This is a genomic window from Mycobacterium sp. NGS16 (assembly GCF_059813225.1).
Genome location: NZ_JCALEE010000002.1, coordinates 434037 through 455468, shown reverse-complemented (window position 1 = coordinate 455468; position 21432 = coordinate 434037). Strand labels below are relative to the sequence as shown.

Sequence of the window (21432 nt, the reverse complement as noted above, 5' to 3'; positions counted from 1 at the left end):
GCAGGGTGAGGCTGCCAACGTAGTCATTACATCCATGTGAAGCAAAGGGGAGGACGGTGAGCGGGCACACGGCAAACGAGTATCGCCGGCCAGCGCTCGGGGTAAACCTGACTGTCCGGTCTGATTCAATGGGATCACCGCGATTGTCGGGCATGGACCAGTCGGGGCCGGCAGAGACCAACGGGGCTGGAAAGGTGCCGGTTGGCACCGGCGCCGCTTCCACACCGTGTTTCACGACTTTGCTTCTGGGTTCAAGGGAGTCGAGGAGGTCGGGCGTGACCGACTCAACCGAACACGATGACGGCGATGCTGGAGAGGTCGCCCGAGCAGTCCTGCTCGACACCAAGGTGCATGTCCCAACCCTCGGGTCCCAGCTCGTCCACCGGGCTCCGCTGCTCGAAGCACTATCGGCGGGACGCCGCCGCAAGCTGACCTTGTTGAGTGCGCCCGCGGGCTGGGGCAAGACAACATTGCTCGCTCAGTGGGCCGCGGGTGCGGGCGAGGACCGGCGGTTCGGCTGGCTGTCGCTGGATTCCTCCGACAACGACCCGGTGTGGTTTTGGATGTACGTGGTCGCCGCGCTGCAGAAGATCGATGCCCAGATCGGAAGTCGCGCAGTCGAACTGTTGACGATGGGCGCCGATCCGACCCAGGTCGTTCTGCCTACGCTGCTCAACGATCTGGAGACGATCACTGACCCCATCGTGCTCGTTCTTGACGACTACCACCTGGTGGTGAATCGAACGGTTCACGAACAGCTGGCGTTCGTCATCAGCCGAATGCCGACAAATCTCCACTTGGTGTTGGCCACCCGATCCGATCCGATGTTGCCGTTGGCTCGGCTGAGGGCCAGCGGCGAGCTTGCCGAGGTGCGAACCGCCGACCTACGCTTCGGTGCCGGTGAAGCGAACCGGCTGCTCAACGAAGTGCTCGGGCTGGATTTGCCGGACGCCGACATCCAGCTGTTGCACCGCCGCACCGAAGGCTGGGCAGCCGGCCTCTACCTCGCCGCCCTGTCGCTGGCCGGGCGTTCTGATACCGCAGCGTTCATCAGGACGTTCGCAGGCGATAACCGGCACATCGTCGACTACTTGATGGCCGAGGTGCTGGAGAGTCAGCCACCGCAAATACGCAGCTTTTTGCTCCGGACTTCGGTTCTGGGACGGCTCAGCGGCGCGCTGTGCGACGCCACGCTGCAAACGTCCGGCTCGGCTTCGGTGTTGGACAAGATCGAGCGCGACAACCTGTTCGTGGTGCCGCTGGACATGTCGCGCCACTGGTATCGCTACCACCAGCTGTTCGGTGAGCTGCTACGCACCGAACTGCACCGCGCCGAGCCCGACCTCGTCGCCGACCTGCACCGACGCGCCGCAGCCTGGTATGAGGCCGAAGGCCTCGTCGACGAGGCGGTCCGCCACCTGATTCCAGCCGGCGAGACAGTGCATGCCGCCGATCTGATCGCTGGGGACTGGGTCAATGAGTTCAACGGCGGCGGGCTGTCGACCGTCTCGGGTTGGCTGGATCTGCTTCCCGGAGACACCGTCCTACAGGATCCGCGGTTGAGTCTGGCCCGCGCGTGGCTCGCGTTGAGCACGGGTCAACTCGACGACGCCGCCAAATGGATCGAGGCAGTCGAGGCGGCCGCCGCGGCCGATGATGACGCGATCAGCGCCCAAGTCGTGGTGTTGCGCGCGGTCCACTCATTCAAGACGGCTGAAGTCGCTGCCGCACTCGAGGGGGCTCGCCGGGCCATCTCTCTCGATCTGCGCACCGCGCCGCTGAGCCGATCGAGCGCCCACAGCACCTATGGGTCCGCGCTGTATTTTTCCGGCAGCACCAACGAGGCGCGGGCCGCCTTCGAGCGGGCCGCGCAACTGGCCGAGAAGGTGGGCGACCGTCGCGTCCACAGCTACGCACTCGGCTATCTGGCGCTCATTTCGGCGGAACGTGGTCAGCTCGCAGACGCCGAGCGTCAGATCCGCCGCGCTTCCGGCAGCTCCAGAAACCTGGAAGACGGGGAACACTTCGTAGACGCGATGGTGGCGCTTGCCGCGGCCCAACTCCTGGCCACGCGCGGTGACATACCTGCCGCGGCGGTGGCCGCCGACAGGGCCGTCATGTCCGCGCGCCACGGTGGAGCGAGCCTGGAGGTAGCCAAAGCGCTGCTGGTGAAAGCGGGGGTGTTCGAGCGCCTCGGCGATCAGGAGTCCGCGAACGCCGTCCTCGACGAGGCCCGCACGCTCATCCGTGGTTGCGCGGACGTCGGAATCACCGCGACATTGCTCGCTTCGGTCGAGCCGAGCGCAGCCGGCGCGGGCGGTCCGCGCATGGTGGTGGGCGCGGTCGGTGAGCAGCTGACCCCCAAGGAACTAGAGGTGCTGCGGCTGCTCGCTACCCGGCTCTCCCGCCGTGAGATCGGTGCGCGGCTGTATGTTTCGCTCAATACCGTCAAGACCCACCAGCGCGCCATCTACCGCAAGCTCGGCGTTGAGCACCGCGCCGCAGCGGTCAGGCGGGCACGCGAACTCGGCTTGTTCTAGCCGTCGTCATCCGGGGTGAATTCCCGCGACGGGCGAGGACAATTCACCCTCCTGCAGGCCAGGCTTGTGATACCGGACGTTTGCGCGGCCGGGTTCGGCTGCCCGGGCGGATCGCTGGGATGCGCTGCGCAGGCCTGACATAGGGGATAGGGAACGGAGACCGCGGCGATGGGGACTTCTGAATTCGATGACGTTGCGGCCCATCTGCTCGAGCCGGAAGAGGCCGTGGACTCAGAGCTGACGGGTGTCGACCTGGATGAAGGCTACTCGCCCCCGGAACGCCCGCTGGAATTACGGGCATGGGGCCTGACTGCACGTGAGGCGCGCCTCGGGGAGAGTCTGGCGCGCCGGTTGGCCCGCGAGGTTCCCGACGTGACCGATCAAGGGGACGGTGACGGGATCGGCGATAGCGCCGACAGCGATGGCGAACCGATCGATGATCAGGTCGGCGACTGGCGGGCCGGTCGGCTCGTCGCCTTCGACTTCGATCCCACCGACGCCGGCTCCGATTACCGGGCTTACGACGTCGGCATTGACGGTGGTGCGGCGTCGGCTGAGGAAGCCGCGATGCATGTGGTCGTCGACGAGGACACCGACGGCGAAGAACGGTGGGGACTGCTATGACCGGCGGGATGCGACCGGGCCGCGAAGACCTATCGCAGACCGGGGCATGGGCTTCTCACCCGGGTGAATTCCGGGCGCGGATGAGGACAACTCACCCGGTGTGCCCCGACCGTGGAGTGGAACCAGTCATGCAGAACGGAGGCGGTATGTCACGCGGTGGGGCCACAACGACGGTGGAAGAGGCTGTCCAGGTTCGCGTGAGCGACATGGCGGCCCTGCTCGCACGGTACGGCCTGGTCATAGTCTTGGTCTGGTTCGGCGCGATGAAGTTCACTCACTATGAATCCGACGGGATTTCACACTGGGTGGCCAACAGCCCCGCGATGAGCTGGGTCTACCACTTCATGTCCATCGATGCGTTCGGTCGATTGAACGGATCAGTGGAATTGATAACCGCGGTGTTGCTGGCTGCCAAGCCGTGGTACCCGAAGGTGTCCGTGGCGGGCGGCATCGTCGCCTCCTTGTTCTTCGTGACCACGCTGAGTTTCATGGTCACGACCCCCGGCACCGGTGAGGCGTCTGCCGGCGGCTTTCCCGTGCTCTCCGCCGACGGGGAGTTCTTGATGAAGGACATCGCACTGCTCGGCCTGGCGCTGTGGCTGCTGGCGGATGCGGTCGACGCCACCCGAGCCCCGAGATGACGCCGCCGGCCAAGGACCATTACGACCTCGTCGTCCTCGGCGCAGGCTCAGGAGGGTATGTCTGCGCTATCCGCGCCGCCCAACTCGGGATGAGCGTCGGGATCGTCGAGGAGCGCTATTGGGGCGGGGTGTGTCTCAATACCGGCTGCGTCCCGTCAAAAGCGCTGCTGCGCCACGCCGAGATCGCTTCCATCATCACTCACCAATCCGCTACCTTCGGCATCTCCGGCGACGTGAGTCTCGACTATGCGCGTGCCGTGTCGCGCAGCCGCGAAGTCGCCGACGCCCGGGTCCGCGGCGTGCATTTTCTGATGCGCAAGAACAACATCGCCGAGATCGACGGCCGTGGCCATTTCACCGGTCCGCACAGCCTCAGTGTTGCGCTGCCTGGGGGAGGCCGTCGCTCGCTGACCTTCGGGCACGCTGTCATCGCGACCGGATCGCGGGTGCGCATGCTGCCCGGAGTTGCTGTCGGCGACAACATTGTGACCTACGAACAGCAGATCCTCAGCGCTGAACTGCCCGAGTCCATCGTGATCATCGGAGCCGGCGGAATCGGTATGGAATTCGCCTACATCCTGCACAGCTATGGCGTGCAGGTTGAGATACTGGAATTCGCCGACCGCGTTCTCCCCAACGAGGACGCTGACGTCTCCCGGGAACTCCAGCGCCACTACGTGCGGCGCGGGATGACGATCCGTACCTCCACCCGGGTAGACAAAGTTGTCGACCATGGCGGGCACGTCGCCGTCAGCTATACCGGAGCCGACGGAACATCCTCCACCACAGAGGCCACCCGGGCCTTCATCTGCATTGGCTTCTGCCCCAACGTCGAAGGGATCAGGCTCGACGCCGCCGGCGTGCTTCTCAACGCAACGGGCGCCATCGACGTCGACGACCACATGCGCACGTCCGAACCGCACATCTATGCAGTCGGTGACGTCACCGCCAAAGTCCAACTCGCCCACGTTGCCTCGGCGCAAGGGGTAATCGCCGCCGAAACCATGTCGGGGGTCGAGACGATGCCGTTGAACTACCCGATGATGCCGCGAGTCACCTTCTGCCAGCCGCAAGTCGCCAGCTTCGGCTACACCGAAGAGCAGGCACGCACCGCGGGCCACCGGATTCGAGTCGCTACCTTCCCCATGCGGGCCAGCGCCAAAGCCCACGGACTGGGCGACCGCGGCGGCTTCATCAAACTGATTGCCGACGATGCGCACGGCGAGCTGCTGGGAGCGCATCTGGTGGGCAGCGAAGTCAGCGAGCTTCTCCCCGAGCTGACGTTGGCTCAACTCTGGGACCTCACCGCCACCGAACTGGCGCGAAACGTCCACACCCATCCGACACTCGGTGAAGGGCTGCAGGAATGCTTCCACGCCCTGGCCGGGGGTGCCATCAATCTGTAGGCAACCGAGGGCCGAGTAGTCGGGACGCCAGGACAGAAAGGAGCCCGGAAATGCATTTCGCGTCAAAGAAGGTCATTGTTGTCGGCGGTAGTGCCGGCATCGGGCGGCAGGTCGCGGCCGATGTCGTCAACCACGGTGGCAGTGCGGTGATCATCGGACGCCCACAATCTCGCAATCGAGCTCGCCGAGCACAACATCCGGGTCAACGCGGTAGCACCGGCCGCGGTGAAGACGCCCGCTCTGGAGCGATGGGTGCCGAAGGACGAGATCGATGCCACGCTCGACGCATTCGCGCCCTTTCATCCGCTGGGGCGGGTCGGCGTCCCCTCCGATGTTGCCAACGCCGTCACCTACCTGCTCTCCGACCGGGCCAGCTGGGTCACTGGCGCGATCCTCAACGTCGATGGCGGCGTCATGGCCGGCCGCAACTGAACCGGGAGAGATTGACATGACAAACGACATTTTGAGGCCAGGTGGCCCGCCGGCCAAGTCTGTCGGCCGCACCGAAGGCAGATCCGTGTTCTTTGGCACCATCGGTGCCCGCCACATCGTCGACAAGGCTCAGGCGGACGGTCGCTTCTCGGTTCTCGAACATCCGATGTCGCCGCATGCGCTGGGCGCACCGCTTCATCGCCACCACAACGAGGACGAGTACAGCTGGATCATCGAGGGACGCATCGGCGCTCTGCTCGGCGACGAAGTGCTCCATGGTGGACCCGCCGACTTCATCTTCAAGCCACGAGGCCAGTGGCACACCTTCTGGAACGCCGGTGACGAGCCGGCCCGTATCCTCGAGATCATCTCTCCCGCAGGCTTTGAGCAGTTCTTCGACGACGTCGCCGCCCTCGGCGGTGTGGACACGATATCGGCGGAGAAGCTCGATGAACTCTGTGCGCGCTACGACCTGGAGATGGATGTCGACAGTGTCCCGGAACTGTGCAGACGCTTCGGCCTGAAATTCCCGGGCGAACCCATGTGAGAAACGAGCTTCGCTACGCAGGCTCGATCACCGGCAGCCAGTCGAACGCAAAACTCTGGAAGGTCTGATCATGAAGATCGTAGTCATCGGTGGCCGTGGTTTGATCGGCTCAAAAGTGGTGTCCAAGCTCAGCGTGCAGGGACACGACGTACTTGCCGCCTCGCGACGATCAGGGGTTGACGCGCTCACCGGCGCGGGCCTCACGCAGGCCCTTGCCGGTGCCGATGCTCTGGTTGACGTTGCCGACTCGCCATTGTTCGACGATGAGCCCGTGATGCACTTCTTCACAACTACGACGAGGAACCTGCTCTCCGCGGAGTTGCAAGCCGGAGTCGAACACCATGTCGCCTTGTCCGTGGTCGGTGCGCAGGTCATGCCGGACAGCGGCTACAACACCGCAAAGGCGGCGCAGGAGAAGCTGATCCGGGAGTCGGGCCGGCCCTATTCGATCGTGCGGGCCACGCCGTTCTACGAATTCGCCGTCGGCTTGGCCGATTCCGCTACCGACGGTGATGTTGTCACGCTGCCACCGGCATCATTCAGACCCATCGCGGCGAACGACGTCGCCACGGCTGTGGCCCGAGCGGCAGTCGGCCGACCGACCAATGGGGTGACCGAGATCGCGGGACCGGAAACAATGCCGATGGACGAGTTCGTCCGCAAAGGCCTTGCCGCCGTCGGCGATCGGCGCAGCGTCGTCACCGACGTGCAGGCCCCGTACTTCGGAGCGGTGATCGACGATCACAGCCTCGCGCCGGCGGAGAACGCCACCATCTTCACCACGCGATACTCCGACTGGATCGAGACACACCTCAGCCCGCGCAGCTGAGGCTAGGCCGCCGACGGCCACCGGCCGATAACAAGAGGGATAACCGATGGTGCATAAGCCGCCTGACTCCCATTCGGAATCAACGATCACCGTAGTGCAACAGGTGCGACCGCCGACGATACCCGACGATGCCCAGGTGCTGACCGTTGTCATCAACCATCCACCGGGCGCCCCCGGCTACCCGCCGCATCGCATTCCGGGTGGGCCGGCATTCGGTTACATGATCGACGGCGAGATGCTGTTCGAGCTCGAAGGTCACGCTCCCCGCGTCCTGCGCGCGGGAGACGCCTTCTGGGCGCCCGGCGGCGATCAGATCCACTATCAGGACGCGAACAACCGGACTGACATCCCTTGCACTTTCGTACTCACAATGCTGTTCGTTCCCGGGAAGCCGCTCCGCGAATGGGCAACCGAAGAGGAGCTCGAAGACCGTAAAGCCCTGCGCATCACAAGCTGACGCGGGCTGGCCCTCGAGCGGGAAGGCGACAGGCGAGTCTTTTTCGGCTCGATCACCCGGGTGAACAGAGCACGGGGGTGATGACGGTTCACCCCGATCGGCGGCAATCTCGGACGGGAGCGGATCCCGGCGAACTTGGGGCAGCACCCACGGGCCGTCGCGGGCATCGACTGTCAGACAGGAAGGGAAGTCCAGGCATGCACTTCGAGGCCAAGAAGGTCATTGTTGTCGGCGGCAGCGCGGGGATGGGCCGGCAGGTTGCGGCCGACGTCGTCGACCACGGCGGCAGCGCCGTGATCGTCGGACGTTCCAAGACCCGGGTCGATGAGACCGTAGCCACGCTGACCGGCCGCCACGGAACGGTCAGCGGGATCACCGCCGACCTGACGGACCGCGCCGCGGTCGCCGACGTGCAGCGGGCGCTCGCCGAGGAGCACCGCGACGCGACATTGCTGGTCAATGCGGCCGGATTCTTCATCCCGAGACCATTTCTCGAGTACGACGCGCAGTTCTACGACTCATACATGGACCTCAACTACGCCTTGTTCTTCCTGACGCAGACCGTCGTTGCCGGCATGATCGCCAACGGCGAAGGCGGCTCCATCGTCAACATCGGCAGCATGTGGGCACATCAGGCCATCGGGCTGACGCCGTCGTCGGCGTATTCGATGCAGAAGGCCGGGCTGCATGCGCTCACCCACAATCTCGCAATTGAGCTCGCCGAGTACAACATTCGCGTCAACGCGGTAGCACCGGCGGTCGTCAAGACCCCGCTGTATGAAGGGTTCATCCCGAAGGGCGAGATCGATGCCACCCTGGCGACGTTTGCGCCGCTTCATCCGCTGGGGCGAGTGGGTACGCCCGCCGATGTCGCCAATGCGGTCACCTATCTGCTGTCCGACCAGGCCAGCTGGGTCACCGGCGCGATCCTCAACGTGGACGGCGGCATCATGGCCGGCCACAACTAGCTAGTCCGGTCACACAGCGCACCTGATGACAAAAGGAGAAGATATGTCGCACCAGTACAGCAAGGACGCGGCCGCGATCGACGCATTGAATCCGCAGCAGTACCACGTGACGCAGGAGAACGGGACCGAGCGAGCGTTCTCCGGTGAGTACTGGGCCAATAGGGAACCCGGCATCTACGTCGACGTGGTCTCCGGCGAGCCGCTGTTCGCCTCCCTCGACAAGTTCGACAGCGGCACCGGCTGGCCCAGCTTCACCCGGCCTATCGAGGCCGACAACATCGTTGAAAGGCGCGACCGCAGCCATTTCATGGAGCGCATCGAAGTGCGGTCGGCCCACGGTGACAGCCACCTCGGCCACGTGTTCCCCGACGGCCCGGGCGAAACCGGCCTGCGTTACTGCATCAACTCTGCGTCATTGCGTTTCATCCACCGCGACAACCTCGAAGCCGAGGGCTACGGGCAGTACCTGGAGCTGTTCACCAAACCGGCTCCGGTACGGCGCGGCCCGGCGGCCGTCCGCGAGGACCGGCCATGACGGTGCGCGACGAGGTAGCGGTCCTGGCCGGTGGGTGCTTCTGGGGTATGCAGGAGCTGATCCGCAGACAACCCGGGGTGGTATCGACCCGGGTCGGCTACACCGGGGGAGAGAACGCGCACCCCACCTACCGCAACCATCCCGGCCACGCCGAGGCCATCGAGATCACCTACCGGCCGGACAGGACCGACTACCGGACACTCCTGGAGTTCTTCTTCCAGATTCACGATCCGACCACCGTCAACCGCCAGGGCAACGATGTCGGCTCCAGCTACCGTTCGGCGATCTTCTATCTCAACGACGAGCAACGGCAGATCGCGTTGGACACCATCGCCGATGTCGATGCCTCGGGCCTGTGGCCCGCCAAGGTGGTCACCGAGGTGAGCCCGGCCGGCGAATTCTGGGAAGCCGAGCCCGAGCACCAGGACTACCTGCAGCACTTCCCGTACGGCTACACCTGCCACTTCATCCGGCCGGACTGGAAGCTGCCCGGCAAGAGTCACTCCCGTGCGTAAGCCGCTAGTCGACCCCTTGGGGATCGAGCATCTCGATTTCACCCCCGAATGCTGGGTCGCCTTCCTGGACAGCGGGTTTCGCTGTTCTGAGCCGGCAGCGGCGTATGTCGAGTTCCATATGGTGGGATACTGCAAACGCTTCGACTGCAATGAGCACGGCAATGCATGCGGCTACTTGTGTGCCCAGCATCTCGCGGCGTTTGAGTACACCGCTGAGTGCAGCTGGCGAGAATTGCAGCCGTCGGTCCTCGGCCGGTTGCTGTACCGCCACACGGGTCGGTGCCCGAGCTGCGGCCGGCCGATCCGATCCGCTATGGACATCCTGCAAGTCGTGGTGATGCTGTAGCGCGGAACTCACCTCACCGGGTGCAGGTTCCACTGCCCGCAGTCCAGGGCCGGCACGTCATTGACGTAGACCTCGATACCGCCGACCGGTACCGGTGACGGTCCCGGCATCTGGCGCAGGCTTCCCACTGAATGGAACGTGACGTTCCGCGCTTAACTCCTCGACTCCATGCTTCACCACAAGTGCTGCTAAGCGCGGTTTCAGCAACATATGGGAATGCCCTGCGTCGCATCGGAGGTAGATGATGGTCAGCCACCGCGAAAACAAGCGCAATCATCGCTCGAAGGGTGCCGAAGAGCGGCGCCGTCGCGGAGTCGGCCTCGGCACGGGCGTCGGGACATTCTTGGCGTTTGGCATGACGGCGTTGTCCGCACCGCCGCTCGCCCAAGCTGACGACCTAGGCCTGGGCGAGTGGATCCTTGAGCTGTTCGGTGGAGCCGGTGATGCGACGGCAGCAGCTGGGGCCGTGGCCAGCGCTCCCGCCGATGGTCTCTTCAGCGCGCTCGACGTTGGCGCCCAAGGCATTGATCAGGCATCGGCGGTGGCCGGCATCGCCTCGGCCGCCGATATGCTCAGCGTGCCGGCGGACATGTGGTTCCAACAGCTGATCTACGACCCGATCCACAGCGCCGTCGAGGCTTGGATCAGCAGTGATTTCGGTCAGGAAGTCGCTGGGTTCATCAACCAGATCTCTGGGCAATTCTTGATCGGCGATGGAGCCGCCGGGACGGCAGAACATCCCGATGGCGGTGCCGGCGGCTTGTGGTTTGGCGACGGTGGCCAGGGCTGGGATAGCACTCAGGCTGGGGTGGCCGGCGGCGCCGGCGGCGACGCGGGCTGGTTCGGCAACGGCGGTGACGGCGGCGATGGCGGGGCCGGAGGAAGTGGCGGCGATGGCGGAGATGGCGGATCGCTTCTCGGTATCGGCGGCAACGGCGGCGACGGTGGCGCCGGCGATACCGTCAGCGGATTGCCTGCCCTCGGTGGGGCCGGTGGCAACGCCGGCATGCTGGGCGTCCACGGTGACGTCGGTAATGCCGGCACGCTACCTGGAGGACCGCCATCTGGCAGCATCGACGGTTTGAGCACGACCGGGACCTGGTTCACCGACAGCGACGGAAAGGTTGTCACGCTGCACGGGTTCAATCAGGTGATCATCGTGCCGCCCCTGGGCTCGCCGGCCAGCGTCGGGTTCGGCGATGACGACGCCGCATTCTTGGCGGCCAACGGCTTCAACGCGGTGCGGGTTGGCGTCGACTGGTCCCTTTTGGAGCCTCAGCCCGGCGTCTTCGATGACGCGTACCTGGCGTCGATAGCTCAGACCGTGCAGACCCTCGGGGACCACAACATCGTCAGCCTGCTCGACCTGCACCAGCAGCTGGGGCCCGCGTGGGCGATCGACACCGGCGGACTGCCCAGCGCCAACTTGCCGTTCCCGCTCAGCATGTTCTTCGATCCCGCGCAGAACCACGCCGTGGATGCGTTCTGGGCGAACACCACCGGACCGGATGGGGTTGGGCTGCAGAATCATTACGCGCAGATGATGCAGTACCTGGCGAACTACTTCAATGGGAACTCCAATGTGCTCGGCTACGAGATCATGAACGAGCCACTGCCGGGCTCTCAGTTCCTGCCGACCGTTTTTGGCAGCTCGTTCTTCGACGCACAGCAGCTCACTCCCTTCTATGACCAAGTTTCGTCGGCGATCCGCTCCGTCGACCCGACTACACCGATCTTCTACGAGCCAAACATCCTCGCCACGGCGGGTCTGCCGATCCAGTTGGGCGACGTGGACGCCTCCAACGGCGTCTTGTCGTTCCACGACTACTGCTACGCGAACCTCGGTCCCCTGGGTTGCCTGCCAGACGTCACCGGAGTCATGAACAATGCTATTTCGTACGCGAAAGCGCATGATATCCCGGCGTTTATGAGCGAGTTCGGCTCCACCAGCAACCAGTCAACGCTTGCGGCTGCGTTGCCTCCCGCCAACCAGAACATGATCGGCTGGACGGCATGGGTCTATGGCGGCCCACAATCGGGTGTTGGCCTCGACGGCACCTCGCCCGACTTGGTCTATGACCCCACCCAGCCGCCGATCGGTGACAATGTCAATACCGCCAACCTGGAGACACTCGCCCAGCCCTATCCTCAGGTAGTTGCCGGGACACCGAACTCCTGGTCGTTCGACAACGGCGTCTTCCAGTTCAGCTACTCCACCGAGCACGCCGACGGCACAGGCGCGTTCGCCGCCGGCTCGCAGACCACTATCTCGGTGCCAACCGTCGAATTCCCGAGCGGGTATCAGGTGACCGTGACGGGCGGGGAGGTCATTTCGGCGCCGAACGCCCCGGCACTGATCATCGCCTCGAATGCCGGCGCCACCGCTGTCAGCGTCACGGTGAGCCCGGCGGCCACGGGGTAAACCAAGGGATTCGGCCAATCGCGTTGGCGGACCTGGCTAATCGGTGAGCTGGTCGTGGGCAGTCTGCTGGTGCGCCGACCGCTCGAGGGCGATACCCGCGGCATGCGCTCCGGCTCGCCTTCCGCTGAAGATGCAGTCGGCAAGGGATAGCCCGCTGACGTAGCTGCTCGAGCAGATGCCGACCGCATTGCGGCCCGCCGAGTACAGCCCGGGAATCGTTCCGCCGTCACGATGTAGCAGTTCGCCGGTGCTCTCGTTGACGACGAGTCCGCCGAGGGTCAGCCCCGGGATCGGGTAGAACATCGACGCGTCGGCGGAAATGTTGATCGAGTAGAAGGGCCCGACTGTCAAAGGGCGGCACAGTTCCGCCGCCTTATGCGCAGGATCACCGTCGCCACGGCGGAGGCTGTGGTTGTAATCGTCTACCGTGCGGCGGAGGCCGGCGGCGTCGATGCCGTTGCGACGGGCCAGGTCTTCGATGGTGTCGGCCTTCTTGTGTCCAGTGGTGAAGAGATAGATCAGCTGGAGTCGCTGGAACAGCTGGGTCTGTTCGCGGACTTGCGCTTTGATCTTCCGCCAGGTGGGTGCGTCGTAGACGGCCCAGCCGGCTCCGTTGAATCGCCGCATGAGGACGTCGCCGTGGGTGGCGCCATAGAGGTCCTCGTTGGCGATCCGGCTTCCATCGGTCCCGACGGTTAGGCCTTCGAGGAAGGCGCTGGGCGGCGCCAAAAAGCGCCAGGCCGTGACGTTTTCCATTTTGTCGAGCATGCCGCCGGCGTCGAGGCCAAGAGCGATACCCGTGCCGTCGTCGCCTGGTGTGCCGAGCGGAGAGACCTTCATGAATCCGGGCGCATACTGCTTGACCCATTCCCGGTTGTAGATGAATCCGCCGGCGGCCAGAATGACGGTGCGGCCATACGCGGTGCGTTCGACTGCGGCATCTGACCAGAGGCGTTCTGCCCGGGACACGGCGCCCTCGACGAGGCCGGGCAGCCAGTTGCCGAGCTTTCCGGTGGCTCTGGTGAGTACAGAATGGCGGCGTACATGCGGATGCGACAGATCCATTGAACGGTAACGGACGCCGACGACGCGACCGTCTTCCATGAGGAGGCGATCTACTCGGCCCAGGGGGATGAAATCCACCCCTTTTGCTTTCGCTGATGCGCCTAGGCGTTCGTAGAGCACCTTGCCCGAACTCATGCGGGGGGCGAAAACGCGGTGGCCGCGCGGGGCGGGTGTCGCGTGCTGGACATACGGGTGGGCTTTCTCGTTTCCCGAATAGTAAAGATAGTGGCGGTCGGTCGGGTACGACGTCTTGTAGGCGGAGACTTCGCCGCCCCGAAACTCCACACCCTGGTGTTTGAGCCAAGCGATCATCGCCGGGCTTTGGTCGCAGAATCGGTCGAGCGTCTCCGCGGTGACGGCATCGCCGACTTCTTGCCGTAGGTATGCGCGCAGGTTCTCGACGGTGTCCCGGTAGCCGCCGGCGCGCTGTTCGGGTGTTCCGCCGCCCGCGTAGATGATTCCGCCGGAAAGAGCGGTTGCCCCTCCGCCGTACCCGCGGTCTAATGCGAGCACGCGCGCCCCGGCATCGGCGGCCTCGATAGCGGCGGAAACCCCCGCCGCTCCGTAGCCCACGACGATGACATCGTACTGATCCGCCGATTTCATGATGGTTCCTCGTCTTCGGACTGCTGCAGCGGCAGATCGCGCAGTGTGCGAATGGTCTGCCCGCCAAACCGGCGCGGGGCCATCAGTGGTTGTGGTCCGCGGCGGCAAGGCGCTGGCGCGGCGTCGGCGTCAGGCGTCGGTTGTCGCGCCGCATGCACGTGACACTAAGGACCATTCGCGACGCTACGCGGCCAGGCTCCCGACTACCGGGACGCTTCGTCTACCAGCGCCGCCTGGTTCGCGGCGTCACGGGTGCAGGTTCCACTGCCCGCAGTCCTGGGCCAGCACGTCGTTGACGTCGACCTCGATCCCGCCGACGATCGGGCCGGGCGTCGACGCGGTGCTCACGATGCGCTGGAACAGCACCGCCCCAGGAAATCGTTGCCCGCGCGACCAAGATCGGGTCTGCCAGGCCCAGCGGTGACCGGGGGTGCGGGAATTCCCGATGACCCCGTCGGCGGCGGCCCACTGACACACGTTGACCCCCCCGTAGACACCGGTCCGCTGGACTCCGATCACGGAGTTGATTCCCCGGAACCACTGCAGCGCAACATTATTCCACGTGTCACGGTTGATGTCGTCATCGACGCTGAAGAAGATCGGCGCGCTGCGGCCGCCACCGGCGGCGGTGTGCAGATTCCAGGCGGTCTGCGCATCGGAGACGCCGCCGGCGTAGCCGCGGGTGAAGTCCGACGGTGCCGTCCCGCCCGGCTTGCCGTACTGGTAGTTGCTGACGATCACCAGTCCGGCGGCGGTCAGTGACTCGGCATAGGGGCGGGTGATCGGTTTGGCGCCGAAGTTCGAGCCGGGACGTGACGTCGATACGTAGTTGATCACCCCGGCATGGCCGGCTGCCCGGATGTCCTGCGCCGGGATCTGGCGCATGGCGTAGTCGATCAGCGTGGGTGCGGCGGCGGAAGCCGGGGGTGTGTTGGCGACCGCGGATACAGCGCCGGCCCCGGTGAGCGCCGCGGCGGATGCGTACCGCAGCACATCACGTCGGGAAACCAGACGCGACGCGCGACTGGGCAGCGGATTGTCGGGCATCGCCCGATGTTAACAATGTGGCTACTGTTACCGATGGTGCCCACGCCGGGCGAGGTCCACAGATACGATGCGCCCGTGTCGACACGTACTCGATGGCAGGTCGTGGCCGGCTGGTGTCTCGTCGCGCTTTGGTTGGCGGCGACTATGATCGCGGCTTTAAGTGGCGGATCGGCGCTACAGGCTGGGGCCGAAGCCGGTTACGGTGCCTGCCTGGCAGTGTTCGTGGTGCTGCATACCCACACGCTGTACAAGCCCGCGGGCGTCATCGGCTACCTCACGATCGCCGTGGTCGTGGCGTTCGGCTTCGAGGCATGCAGTGTGGCGACCGGCTTCCCGTTCGGCTCCTACGTTCACCACCTGGAGGGGCCCCGGTTGCTCGGGGTGCCGTTCACGGTGGTGTTCGGTTGGGTGGTGCTGGCCTGGCTGGCGTGGGTGCTGGCCCGGGTGATCGTGGGGGAGTATCGCGACCGGCGCGTGTCCGTGGTCGTGACGCCCGTCGTGGCCACGCTCATCCTCGGCGGGTATGACCTGGTGATCGATCCGATCGCCGCGTACGCGCGGGGGCTGTACTCCTATGGGTCGCCAAGTGGCGCTCTCGGTGTCCCGTTGAGTAACTATTTCGGCTGGGTGTTCACCGGATGGGTGCTGTTCCAGCTGTTTTCGTTGCTGGAACGGCGGTGGCGGCGGGAGCCCGTTGCCTCGCCCCGATCGGCACTGCTGATGCCGGTCGTCATCTGGTTCGGACTCGCCCTGCAGGTCAACCTGGAGATGCTGCGCGCAGGTGATGCCACCGCGACGCTGCAAGGCGGCCGGGTCGTTCCGGTATCCGATATCTATGCGACCTGTTCTGCCGCTGCATGGTTCACGATGGGCCTGGTGGTGGCGATCAGCGTGGCGCGGCTGTATGCCGCCACCCCGGCACCGCAGACCCGCCTTACGTTGCCGGTGACGCCGTAACGGTGACATTGACGGTAGTGGCTCCCGCGTCGGAGGCGATGACCAGTTCCGGTGCATTGGCATCGGAGACGACGTGGCCGCCCACGACGCTCACCTGATACCCGTCGGGGAATTGGATCTTCGGGAGCGCGATCTCGGTGCGAGAGCCGGCGGGGAAGTCCCCGGAGCCGTCGACGCGTTCGGTGGAGTAGCTGAAGTGGAAGGTGCCGTTGTCGAAGGAATACGACTCGGGGGTGCCGGCAACCACCTGCGGATAGGGCTGGGCCAGTGTTTCCAACTGGGCGGTGTTGACGTTGTCCCCGACGGGTGGCTGGCTGGGATCGTAAACCAACGAGTTGGGGCCTTGTCCGCTGAAGGCCCACTCCGCCCAGCCCATCATGTTCTGGTCGGCGGGCTGCATTGTGGCGGCGATACTGGTGTTGTCGGTGCTGAATCCGAACTCGGTCATGAACGCCGGGATGTTGTGTGCCTGGGCGTAGGTAGCGGCGTTTGACACGATTCCGGCGACGTTAGGCAGACAACCGAGTGCCCCTAAGGGGAACTCGCAATAGTCGTGAAACGAGTAGACGGTGTTGGGGAAGTCCACAGTGCCCAGGGCGGTGGGATAGCCCGCGGTGGCCGGAAGCATGCTCGGTTCGAAGAAGACCGGCGTCGTGGAGTCGACGGACCGTATCGCTGATGTCACCTGGTCGTAGAAGGGCGTAAGTTGCTGGGCCTCGAAGAAGGGACTGCCGAGGAGGCTCGGCAGGGTCTGCGAACCCGAGTAGGGTTCGTTCATGATCTCGAAGCCAGCCAAGCCGGCGTTGCCCTTGAAGTAGGCCGCCACGTATTCCCACATCAGCGCGTAGTGGTTCTGCAGTCCCAGTCCGTTTGAGGTATCGGCATTGGCCCAGAACGCATCCCAGGCGTGGTTCTCCGCCGGATTGAAGAACACGGCGAGCGGGAAGGACAGCGAGGGGTTGGGTAGCCCACCATCCTGCACCGCCCACGCGGGTGCACCGTCATAGCCGAACACGCTGCTGTAGGCGTCCTGGTGCATGTCGATGATGGTGCGGATGCCGTGGCTAGCCAGGGTTTGTACTGTTTGATCGACAGACGCGAGGTAGGCGTCGTTGAACGCCCCGGGTTCGGGTTCCACTGCGGCCCAGGAGATGGCCAGCCGCACGACATTGAAACCGTTGTCGGCGAGGAAGGCTGCGTTCGCGTCGCTGATTACGGCCTCGCTGTCGCTGCCGGTGCCGGCGTACTCCATCGAGTAGTTGAACCCGTGGGGTATAACGACCTTCCCATCACTGTTGGTGAGCCAGGAGTCCGTGGTGCTCAAGCCGCCACTGTCCTGGACTGGCGGGCCGCTGGCCAGGGTGCCGTAATGGCCGACCGTGCCGTGAATACCGAGCATGCCGGCGTTGCCGCCGGCCCCGCCCAGGGCGGGTAGCCCGTCACCTCCATCGCCGGCGTTACCGCCATCACCGCCGATACCGAAGACAGTTCCGCCGTCGCCGCCGTCACCACCGGCGGCACCAGCGCCGCCTGCTCCGCCGTCGCCGCCGTCGCCGAACCAGCCTGCGTCGCCGCCGGCACCGCCGGCCACACCGGCGTTACCACTCTGGTCGTAGCCATCACCGCCGTCGCCGAACCACAATCCGCCGGCGCCGCCATCAGGGTGCGTTGCTGTTCCGTCCGCGCCGTCGCCGATCAGGAACTGCCCGGAGATCTGGTTGATGAATCCGCCGACCTGCTCACCGACCGGGCTGTTGATCCAGTCCTCGATGGCGGTGTGGATGGGCGCATAGATCAACTGCTGGAACCAGGCCTCTGCGGGGGCGGTCACGGTGTCCATAGCCGTACTGACTGGCTCTACGGTGGCCAACGCCGCTTGGGCGGCCAGCGCGCCGTTATCCCCGACCGCATCGGCAGTCCCCAGCGAACCGTCATCGAGATGACCGAACAGGTCGGTGATCCAATCGCCAAAGCCGAAATCATCGGCATAGGCGGCAGCAGAGGTGGACAGCGCGGACAGGCCGACTGCCACGAATGCGCCGGCGCTTGCACCGAGGCTGACGGCGCGCCGACGGCCCGCCCGGACATCTCGTGGCGGGGTGTTGGTGTTGCTGCGCTGACCGGACATCGCCCATCTCCCATGCACCGTAGGGACTTTCAGGTTCTTCCCAGGCCTTCCTCGGTCTGGGCCTAGCGATAAAGCATGTAGAGGCAAGGCTCGGTCAGACACGGACCGTTCCACTCACTGGGAGCAACGCCGCCAGACCCGGTGCCGTTGATCACAGCCGAACCAAGCTGAACGGGTAGCTGAGGACACCGCCGGGCCCGCCGTCGCATCCACTGGCCGGCGACGACGTCAACGTCCCCTGCAACGTCGTCGCGTCCCAGGAGTACACGTCACGCGTTGAAACGAGGGACCCGTAGTAGACGTTGCCGCAGCGCAATCCGTCCGGTACATCGACGGTCAGGGTATAGCGCCCGTCGGCGAGGTGCGCGTCGCCGGAGTACTCAAACGCCTTGGCCACCGGCATCGGAATCGCCTGGATGTGCGCACAGTTCTCCGCCGCCGACACACAGTGCGATACCGCCCACGTCCAGGTGTGGAAGTCGAAGCGATCCGGCAACACAAGTTGGTAGTTCGCGAAGAACGGCTCGGAATGCGTTGGCGGGGCGGCGAATAACCCGGTCGTTACAACCGCAGCAAGCGCCCCCAGCAGACCTGCGACCTTCATTACCGTCCTCCGTCGGTCGTACCTGGCTCGCTCAGCCGAACACCGGTGCCCTTACATATGCGAGCCACCGTCAATCCGGACCTCGGTACCGGTGATGAAAGAGGCGTCATCGCTTCCCAGCATCGCCACCACGCCCGCGACTGCATCCGGGGCAGCGAAGATGGCGCCGCCGCCCAGCGGCAACATCGGCGCCACCTTGCCGAACAGCGTGAAATCGGCGTCCTCGGGAAGCCCGGGGCCGACGCTTTGCCGGGATGCGCCGGTCCCGTCGGTCATTCCTGACGAAATTGAACCAGGCTGAACCGAATTGAACCGGATACCGGCTTTCGCGAACTCCATCGCCCAGGCGTGGGTCATCGCCAACACCCCGCCTTTGGAGGCCGCATACGCAGCCATATACGGGTGAGCGAAGTGCGCGGACGTCGAGCTGAAGTTGACGACCGACGGGGACCTGCCCTCGTGCAGCGCGCCGATGGCCTCACGTGTTACTAGGAACGTCCCCACCAGGTTGATCCGCAGCACCTGCTCGAAGTCAGCCAGTGTGGTCTGTGCCAAATGGGAGGAGCGCAGGATGCCTGCGGCGTTGACCAGGGTGTCCAGCCCGCCCAAGGACTCCACCGCGGTGGTGACGCCGGCGCGGACCGACTGTTCGTCACCGATGTCCATCACCACGGTCGACAGGCGACTCTCGAGCTCGCCGGCTTTCGCGACGGTGTCCTCCAGGCCGTCGGCACTGATGTCGGCGGCGACTACCCGGCCACCCTCGGCGAGGATCCGCAGAACGCATGCCTGTCCGATCCCGGAACCGCCACCGGTGATCAACACTCGGCGGCCGGCGTACCGCGAGAGGCCGGGTGACTGTTCGGTGGGCTGGGACACGGGAGACTCCTGTCGCTCTTATCGGTCGTGCACGTCGACAGCAGGCTACGTTCCCGCCCCAGCCGCTCCGGCGCTGTGACCCTTCCCGGTGGATGGGACGTAGCGTGTCGCCGGTCATGTTCGGCTGTCACCGTCTTGGGAAGCCGCTGACTCGGGCGGCATAAGCGACGGCGTTCGGTCCGGAGGGTTTTGCGGCACATGGCGAGTAATGCCCACGACAGCTGGTACTCGGGGCTGGCCACGATCGGCGCCGGCACATCCGGACCGCTGCGGGCGGTCGGCGGCCTGCTGGCGATGTCGGTCGACGCGGTGAAGTTCCTGTTCCACCGGCCCTTTCAGGGCAGGGAACTGTTGGAGCAGTCCTGGTTCGTGGCGCGGGTGTCGCTGATGCCCACGGTGCTGGTCGCGATTCCCTTCACCGTTCTCGTCAGCTTCACCCTGAACATCTTGTTGCGTGAATTGGGTGCGGCGGACCTTTCGGGTGCCGGTGCGGCGTTCGGCGCGGTCACCCAGGTCGGTCCGATGGTGACGGTGTTGATCGTGGCCGGCGCCGGGGCGACGGCGATGTGCGCCGATCTGGGGTCACGCACCATCCGGGAAGAGATCGATGCGATGGAAGTTCTCGGCATCAATCCCGTGCAGCGGCTGGTGGCGCCCCGGATGCTGGCGTCGGGCGTGGTGGCGCTGCTGCTCAACAGCCTGGTCGTCATCATCGGGATCCTGGGCGGATACACCTTCTCCATCTTTATCCAAGGCGTCAATCCCGGGGCTTTCGCAGCCGGGATCACGCTGCTCACGGGAGTTCCCGAGGTCATCATCTCCTGCGTGAAGGCCGCACTGTTCGGTTTGATCGCCGGGGTTGTGGCCTGCTATCGCGGTCTGACGATCAGTGGAGGCGGCGCCAAAGCGGTGGGGAACGCGGTCAACGAGACAGTGGTGTACGCCTTCATGGCCTTGTTCGTGGTCAACGTGGTGGTCACCGCCATCGGCATCCAGCTGACATCGGATTAGCCGGGATACGACGATGACTGGCCTCCGTGTGCTGTACCCGCAGGTGGCGCGGGAGCTGAACCGACCGATCGATACCCTCAGCCGACTCGGCGACCACACTGCCTTCTACGGCCGCGCCTTGGCGGGTGTGCCGCACGCCGCCACCGGCTACCGCCGCGAAGTTATTCGGCTTATCGCCGAAATCAGCATGGGAGCAGGGACCTTGGCGATGATCGGCGGCACCGTCGTCATCGTCGGATTCCTCACCCTCGCCGCGGGCGGCACGCTGGCGGTGCAGGGCTACAGCTCGCTCGGCGACATCGGCATCGAAGCGCTGACCGGCTTCCTGGCCGCCTTCATCAACGTCCGGATATCTGCGCCCGTGGTCGCCGGCATCGGGCTGGCCGCCACCTTCGGCGCAGGTGTCACCGCACAGTTGGGCGCCATGCGGATCAACGAAGAGATCGATGCGTTGGAGACCATGGGCATCCGCGCGGTCGAGTACCTGGTGAGCACCCGCATCGTGGCCGGAATGGTGGCGATCGCGCCGCTCTACTCCATCGCGGTGATCCTGTCGTTCGCGGCCAGCAAGCTGACCGCGGTGGTGATGTTCGGGCAGTCGGCCGGACTGTACAACCACTATTTTGGGACGTTTCTCAACCCCAAAGACCTGTTGTGGTCGTTTCTGCAGGCCATCCTGATGGCCCTCGCGGTGCTGCTCGTGCACACCTACTTCGGGTACTTCGCCGGCGGCGGGCCGTCCGGCGTGGGTTTGGCCGTCGGCAACGCCGTGCGGACATCGCTCATCGTCGTAATCTCGGTGACTCTGCTGGTGTCACTGTCCGTTTACGGCTCCAACGGCAACTTCAACCTGTCCGGTTAGGTCAGCGCGAT

At 65.1% G+C, this 21432-nt stretch carries 19 protein-coding genes and 2 pseudogenes; 15 read left to right on the top strand and 6 right to left on the bottom strand.

Annotation, left to right across the window (positions count from 1 at the left end):
• Window positions 1–152: 152 nt before the first annotated feature.
• The 11 genes and pseudogenes from AC5Y4Q_RS07795 (at window position 153) to msrA (ending at window position 9494) form a co-directional block, all read left to right on the top strand.
• On the top strand, window positions 153–2540 hold the full coding sequence (locus tag AC5Y4Q_RS07795) for a LuxR family transcriptional regulator (protein WP_125225085.1): 2388 nt from the start codon (window positions 153–155) through the stop codon (window positions 2538–2540).
• A 168-nt stretch (window positions 2541–2708) separates the two neighbouring features.
• Complete coding sequence (locus AC5Y4Q_RS07790; protein WP_065019008.1) at window positions 2709–3164, top strand: DUF5709 domain-containing protein; 456 nt, start codon at window positions 2709–2711, stop codon at window positions 3162–3164.
• Window positions 3165–3310: 146 nt separating this feature from the next.
• Complete coding sequence (locus AC5Y4Q_RS07785) at window positions 3311–3805, top strand: YkgB family protein (protein WP_065019020.1); 495 nt, start codon at window positions 3311–3313, stop codon at window positions 3803–3805.
• Window positions 3802–5211: a dihydrolipoyl dehydrogenase gene (gene lpdA / locus AC5Y4Q_RS07780; protein WP_125225084.1), complete on the top strand. Its 1410-nt coding sequence runs from the start codon at window positions 3802–3804 to the stop codon at window positions 5209–5211. The genes AC5Y4Q_RS07785 and lpdA overlap by 4 nt, the downstream gene beginning before the upstream one ends.
• Window positions 5212–5373: 162 nt before the next feature.
• Window positions 5374–5643 (top strand): annotated as a pseudogene (locus AC5Y4Q_RS07775) (SDR family NAD(P)-dependent oxidoreductase); the annotation flags it as partial.
• Between the two features lie 16 nt (window positions 5644–5659).
• On the top strand, window positions 5660–6190 hold the full coding sequence (locus AC5Y4Q_RS07770) for a cupin domain-containing protein (protein ID WP_235663919.1): 531 nt from the start codon (window positions 5660–5662) through the stop codon (window positions 6188–6190).
• Window positions 6191–6260: 70 nt separating this feature from the next.
• Complete coding sequence (locus AC5Y4Q_RS07765) at window positions 6261–7019, top strand: SDR family oxidoreductase (RefSeq protein WP_064921843.1); 759 nt, start codon at window positions 6261–6263, stop codon at window positions 7017–7019.
• Window positions 7020–7065: 46 nt separating this feature from the next.
• Window positions 7066–7476, top strand: coding sequence for a cupin domain-containing protein (locus AC5Y4Q_RS07760; protein WP_064921844.1), 411 nt, complete (start codon window positions 7066–7068; stop codon window positions 7474–7476).
• Window positions 7477–7673: 197 nt separating this feature from the next.
• Window positions 7674–8444 (top strand): SDR family NAD(P)-dependent oxidoreductase, encoded by a 771-nt coding sequence (locus AC5Y4Q_RS07755; protein ID WP_499958562.1) that lies wholly within the window; start codon window positions 7674–7676, stop codon window positions 8442–8444.
• Window positions 8445–8487: 43 nt separating this feature from the next.
• Window positions 8488–8979: a peptide-methionine (R)-S-oxide reductase MsrB gene (msrB, locus tag AC5Y4Q_RS07750; protein WP_064921846.1), complete on the top strand. Its 492-nt coding sequence runs from the start codon at window positions 8488–8490 to the stop codon at window positions 8977–8979.
• A complete protein-coding gene (gene msrA / locus AC5Y4Q_RS07745) occupies window positions 8976–9494 on the top strand; it encodes a peptide-methionine (S)-S-oxide reductase MsrA (protein ID WP_109535662.1) in 519 nt (172 codons plus the stop codon). The genes msrB and msrA overlap by 4 nt, the downstream gene beginning before the upstream one ends.
• Window positions 9495–9848: 354 nt before the next feature.
• On the opposite strand, the pseudogene AC5Y4Q_RS07740 reads toward msrA, so the two are convergent.
• Window positions 9849–9941, bottom strand: a pseudogene (locus AC5Y4Q_RS07740) (DUF1906 domain-containing protein); the annotation flags it as partial.
• Between the two features lie 143 nt (window positions 9942–10084).
• On the opposite strand from AC5Y4Q_RS07740, the gene AC5Y4Q_RS07735 reads away from it, so the two are divergent.
• Window positions 10085–12262, top strand: coding sequence for a cellulase family glycosylhydrolase (locus AC5Y4Q_RS07735; RefSeq protein ID WP_499958559.1), 2178 nt, complete (start codon window positions 10085–10087; stop codon window positions 12260–12262).
• Between the two features lie 36 nt (window positions 12263–12298).
• On the opposite strand, the gene AC5Y4Q_RS07730 is transcribed toward AC5Y4Q_RS07735, so the two are convergent.
• Both AC5Y4Q_RS07730 and AC5Y4Q_RS07725 read right to left on the bottom strand, forming a co-directional pair.
• Window positions 12299–13933 (bottom strand): FAD-binding protein, encoded by a 1635-nt coding sequence (locus tag AC5Y4Q_RS07730; RefSeq protein ID WP_499958557.1) that lies wholly within the window; start codon window positions 13931–13933, stop codon window positions 12299–12301.
• A 246-nt stretch (window positions 13934–14179) separates the two neighbouring features.
• The gene (locus tag AC5Y4Q_RS07725) at window positions 14180–14980 is read right to left on the bottom strand and encodes a DUF1906 domain-containing protein (protein WP_064920468.1); all 801 of its coding nucleotides are present in this window, start codon (window positions 14978–14980) and stop codon (window positions 14180–14182) included.
• A 36-nt stretch (window positions 14981–15016) separates the two neighbouring features.
• Between AC5Y4Q_RS07725 and AC5Y4Q_RS07720 the strand changes: the two genes are divergently transcribed.
• On the top strand, window positions 15017–15937 hold the full coding sequence (locus tag AC5Y4Q_RS07720; RefSeq protein WP_499958555.1) for a carotenoid biosynthesis protein: 921 nt from the start codon (window positions 15017–15019) through the stop codon (window positions 15935–15937).
• Here AC5Y4Q_RS07720 and AC5Y4Q_RS07715 read toward each other — a convergent pair.
• From AC5Y4Q_RS07715 to AC5Y4Q_RS07705, 3 genes are all read right to left on the bottom strand, one after another.
• Entirely contained in the window at window positions 15915–18065 is a 2151-nt protein-coding gene (locus AC5Y4Q_RS07715; RefSeq protein WP_082956738.1) for a cellulase family glycosylhydrolase, read from the bottom strand. The genes AC5Y4Q_RS07720 and AC5Y4Q_RS07715 overlap by 23 nt on opposite strands.
• 151 nt (window positions 18066–18216) lie before the next feature.
• Window positions 18217–18669, bottom strand: a complete 453-nt coding sequence (locus AC5Y4Q_RS07710) for a hypothetical protein (RefSeq protein ID WP_125225079.1) — start codon at window positions 18667–18669, stop codon at window positions 18217–18219.
• A gap of 51 nt (window positions 18670–18720) precedes the next feature.
• Complete coding sequence (locus tag AC5Y4Q_RS07705; RefSeq protein ID WP_125225103.1) at window positions 18721–19494, bottom strand: SDR family NAD(P)-dependent oxidoreductase; 774 nt, start codon at window positions 19492–19494, stop codon at window positions 18721–18723.
• A gap of 252 nt (window positions 19495–19746) precedes the next feature.
• Here AC5Y4Q_RS07705 and AC5Y4Q_RS07700 point away from each other — a divergent pair, with 252 nt between their 5' ends.
• Window positions 19747–20559, top strand: coding sequence for an MlaE family ABC transporter permease (locus tag AC5Y4Q_RS07700; protein ID WP_065018996.1), 813 nt, complete (start codon window positions 19747–19749; stop codon window positions 20557–20559).
• A 13-nt stretch (window positions 20560–20572) separates the two neighbouring features.
• Window positions 20573–21421 (top strand): MlaE family ABC transporter permease, encoded by an 849-nt coding sequence (locus tag AC5Y4Q_RS07695; protein WP_499958552.1) that lies wholly within the window; start codon window positions 20573–20575, stop codon window positions 21419–21421.
• The last annotated feature ends 11 nt before the right edge of the window (window positions 21422–21432 follow it).

What these genes read in the sequence shown, in the direction of transcription:
- AC5Y4Q_RS07700 (WP_065018996.1), top strand. Translation starts at nt 19,747, where the DNA reads ATGGCGAGTAATGCCCACGACAGCTGGTACTCGGGGCTGGCCACGATC.
- msrB (WP_064921846.1), top strand. Translation starts at nt 8,488, where the DNA reads ATGTCGCACCAGTACAGCAAGGACGCGGCCGCGATCGACGCATTGAAT.
- AC5Y4Q_RS07795 (WP_125225085.1), top strand. Translation starts at nt 153, where the DNA reads ATGGACCAGTCGGGGCCGGCAGAGACCAACGGGGCTGGAAAGGTGCCG.
- AC5Y4Q_RS07710 (WP_125225079.1), bottom strand. Translation starts at nt 18,669, where the DNA reads ATGAAGGTCGCAGGTCTGCTGGGGGCGCTTGCTGCGGTTGTAACGACC.
- AC5Y4Q_RS07755 (WP_499958562.1), top strand. Translation starts at nt 7,674, where the DNA reads ATGCACTTCGAGGCCAAGAAGGTCATTGTTGTCGGCGGCAGCGCGGGG.
- AC5Y4Q_RS07730 (WP_499958557.1), bottom strand. Translation starts at nt 13,933, where the DNA reads ATGAAATCGGCGGATCAGTACGATGTCATCGTCGTGGGCTACGGAGCG.
- AC5Y4Q_RS07715 (WP_082956738.1), bottom strand. Translation starts at nt 18,065, where the DNA reads ATGTCCGGTCAGCGCAGCAACACCAACACCCCGCCACGAGATGTCCGG.
- AC5Y4Q_RS07785 (WP_065019020.1), top strand. Translation starts at nt 3,311, where the DNA reads ATGTCACGCGGTGGGGCCACAACGACGGTGGAAGAGGCTGTCCAGGTT.
- msrA (WP_109535662.1), top strand. Translation starts at nt 8,976, where the DNA reads ATGACGGTGCGCGACGAGGTAGCGGTCCTGGCCGGTGGGTGCTTCTGG.
- AC5Y4Q_RS07760 (WP_064921844.1), top strand. Translation starts at nt 7,066, where the DNA reads ATGGTGCATAAGCCGCCTGACTCCCATTCGGAATCAACGATCACCGTA.
- AC5Y4Q_RS07790 (WP_065019008.1), top strand. Translation starts at nt 2,709, where the DNA reads ATGGGGACTTCTGAATTCGATGACGTTGCGGCCCATCTGCTCGAGCCG.
- lpdA (WP_125225084.1), top strand. Translation starts at nt 3,802, where the DNA reads ATGACGCCGCCGGCCAAGGACCATTACGACCTCGTCGTCCTCGGCGCA.
- AC5Y4Q_RS07765 (WP_064921843.1), top strand. Translation starts at nt 6,261, where the DNA reads ATGAAGATCGTAGTCATCGGTGGCCGTGGTTTGATCGGCTCAAAAGTG.
- AC5Y4Q_RS07725 (WP_064920468.1), bottom strand. Translation starts at nt 14,980, where the DNA reads ATGCCCGACAATCCGCTGCCCAGTCGCGCGTCGCGTCTGGTTTCCCGA.
- AC5Y4Q_RS07735 (WP_499958559.1), top strand. Translation starts at nt 10,085, where the DNA reads ATGGTCAGCCACCGCGAAAACAAGCGCAATCATCGCTCGAAGGGTGCC.
- AC5Y4Q_RS07770 (WP_235663919.1), top strand. Translation starts at nt 5,660, where the DNA reads ATGACAAACGACATTTTGAGGCCAGGTGGCCCGCCGGCCAAGTCTGTC.
- AC5Y4Q_RS07695 (WP_499958552.1), top strand. Translation starts at nt 20,573, where the DNA reads ATGACTGGCCTCCGTGTGCTGTACCCGCAGGTGGCGCGGGAGCTGAAC.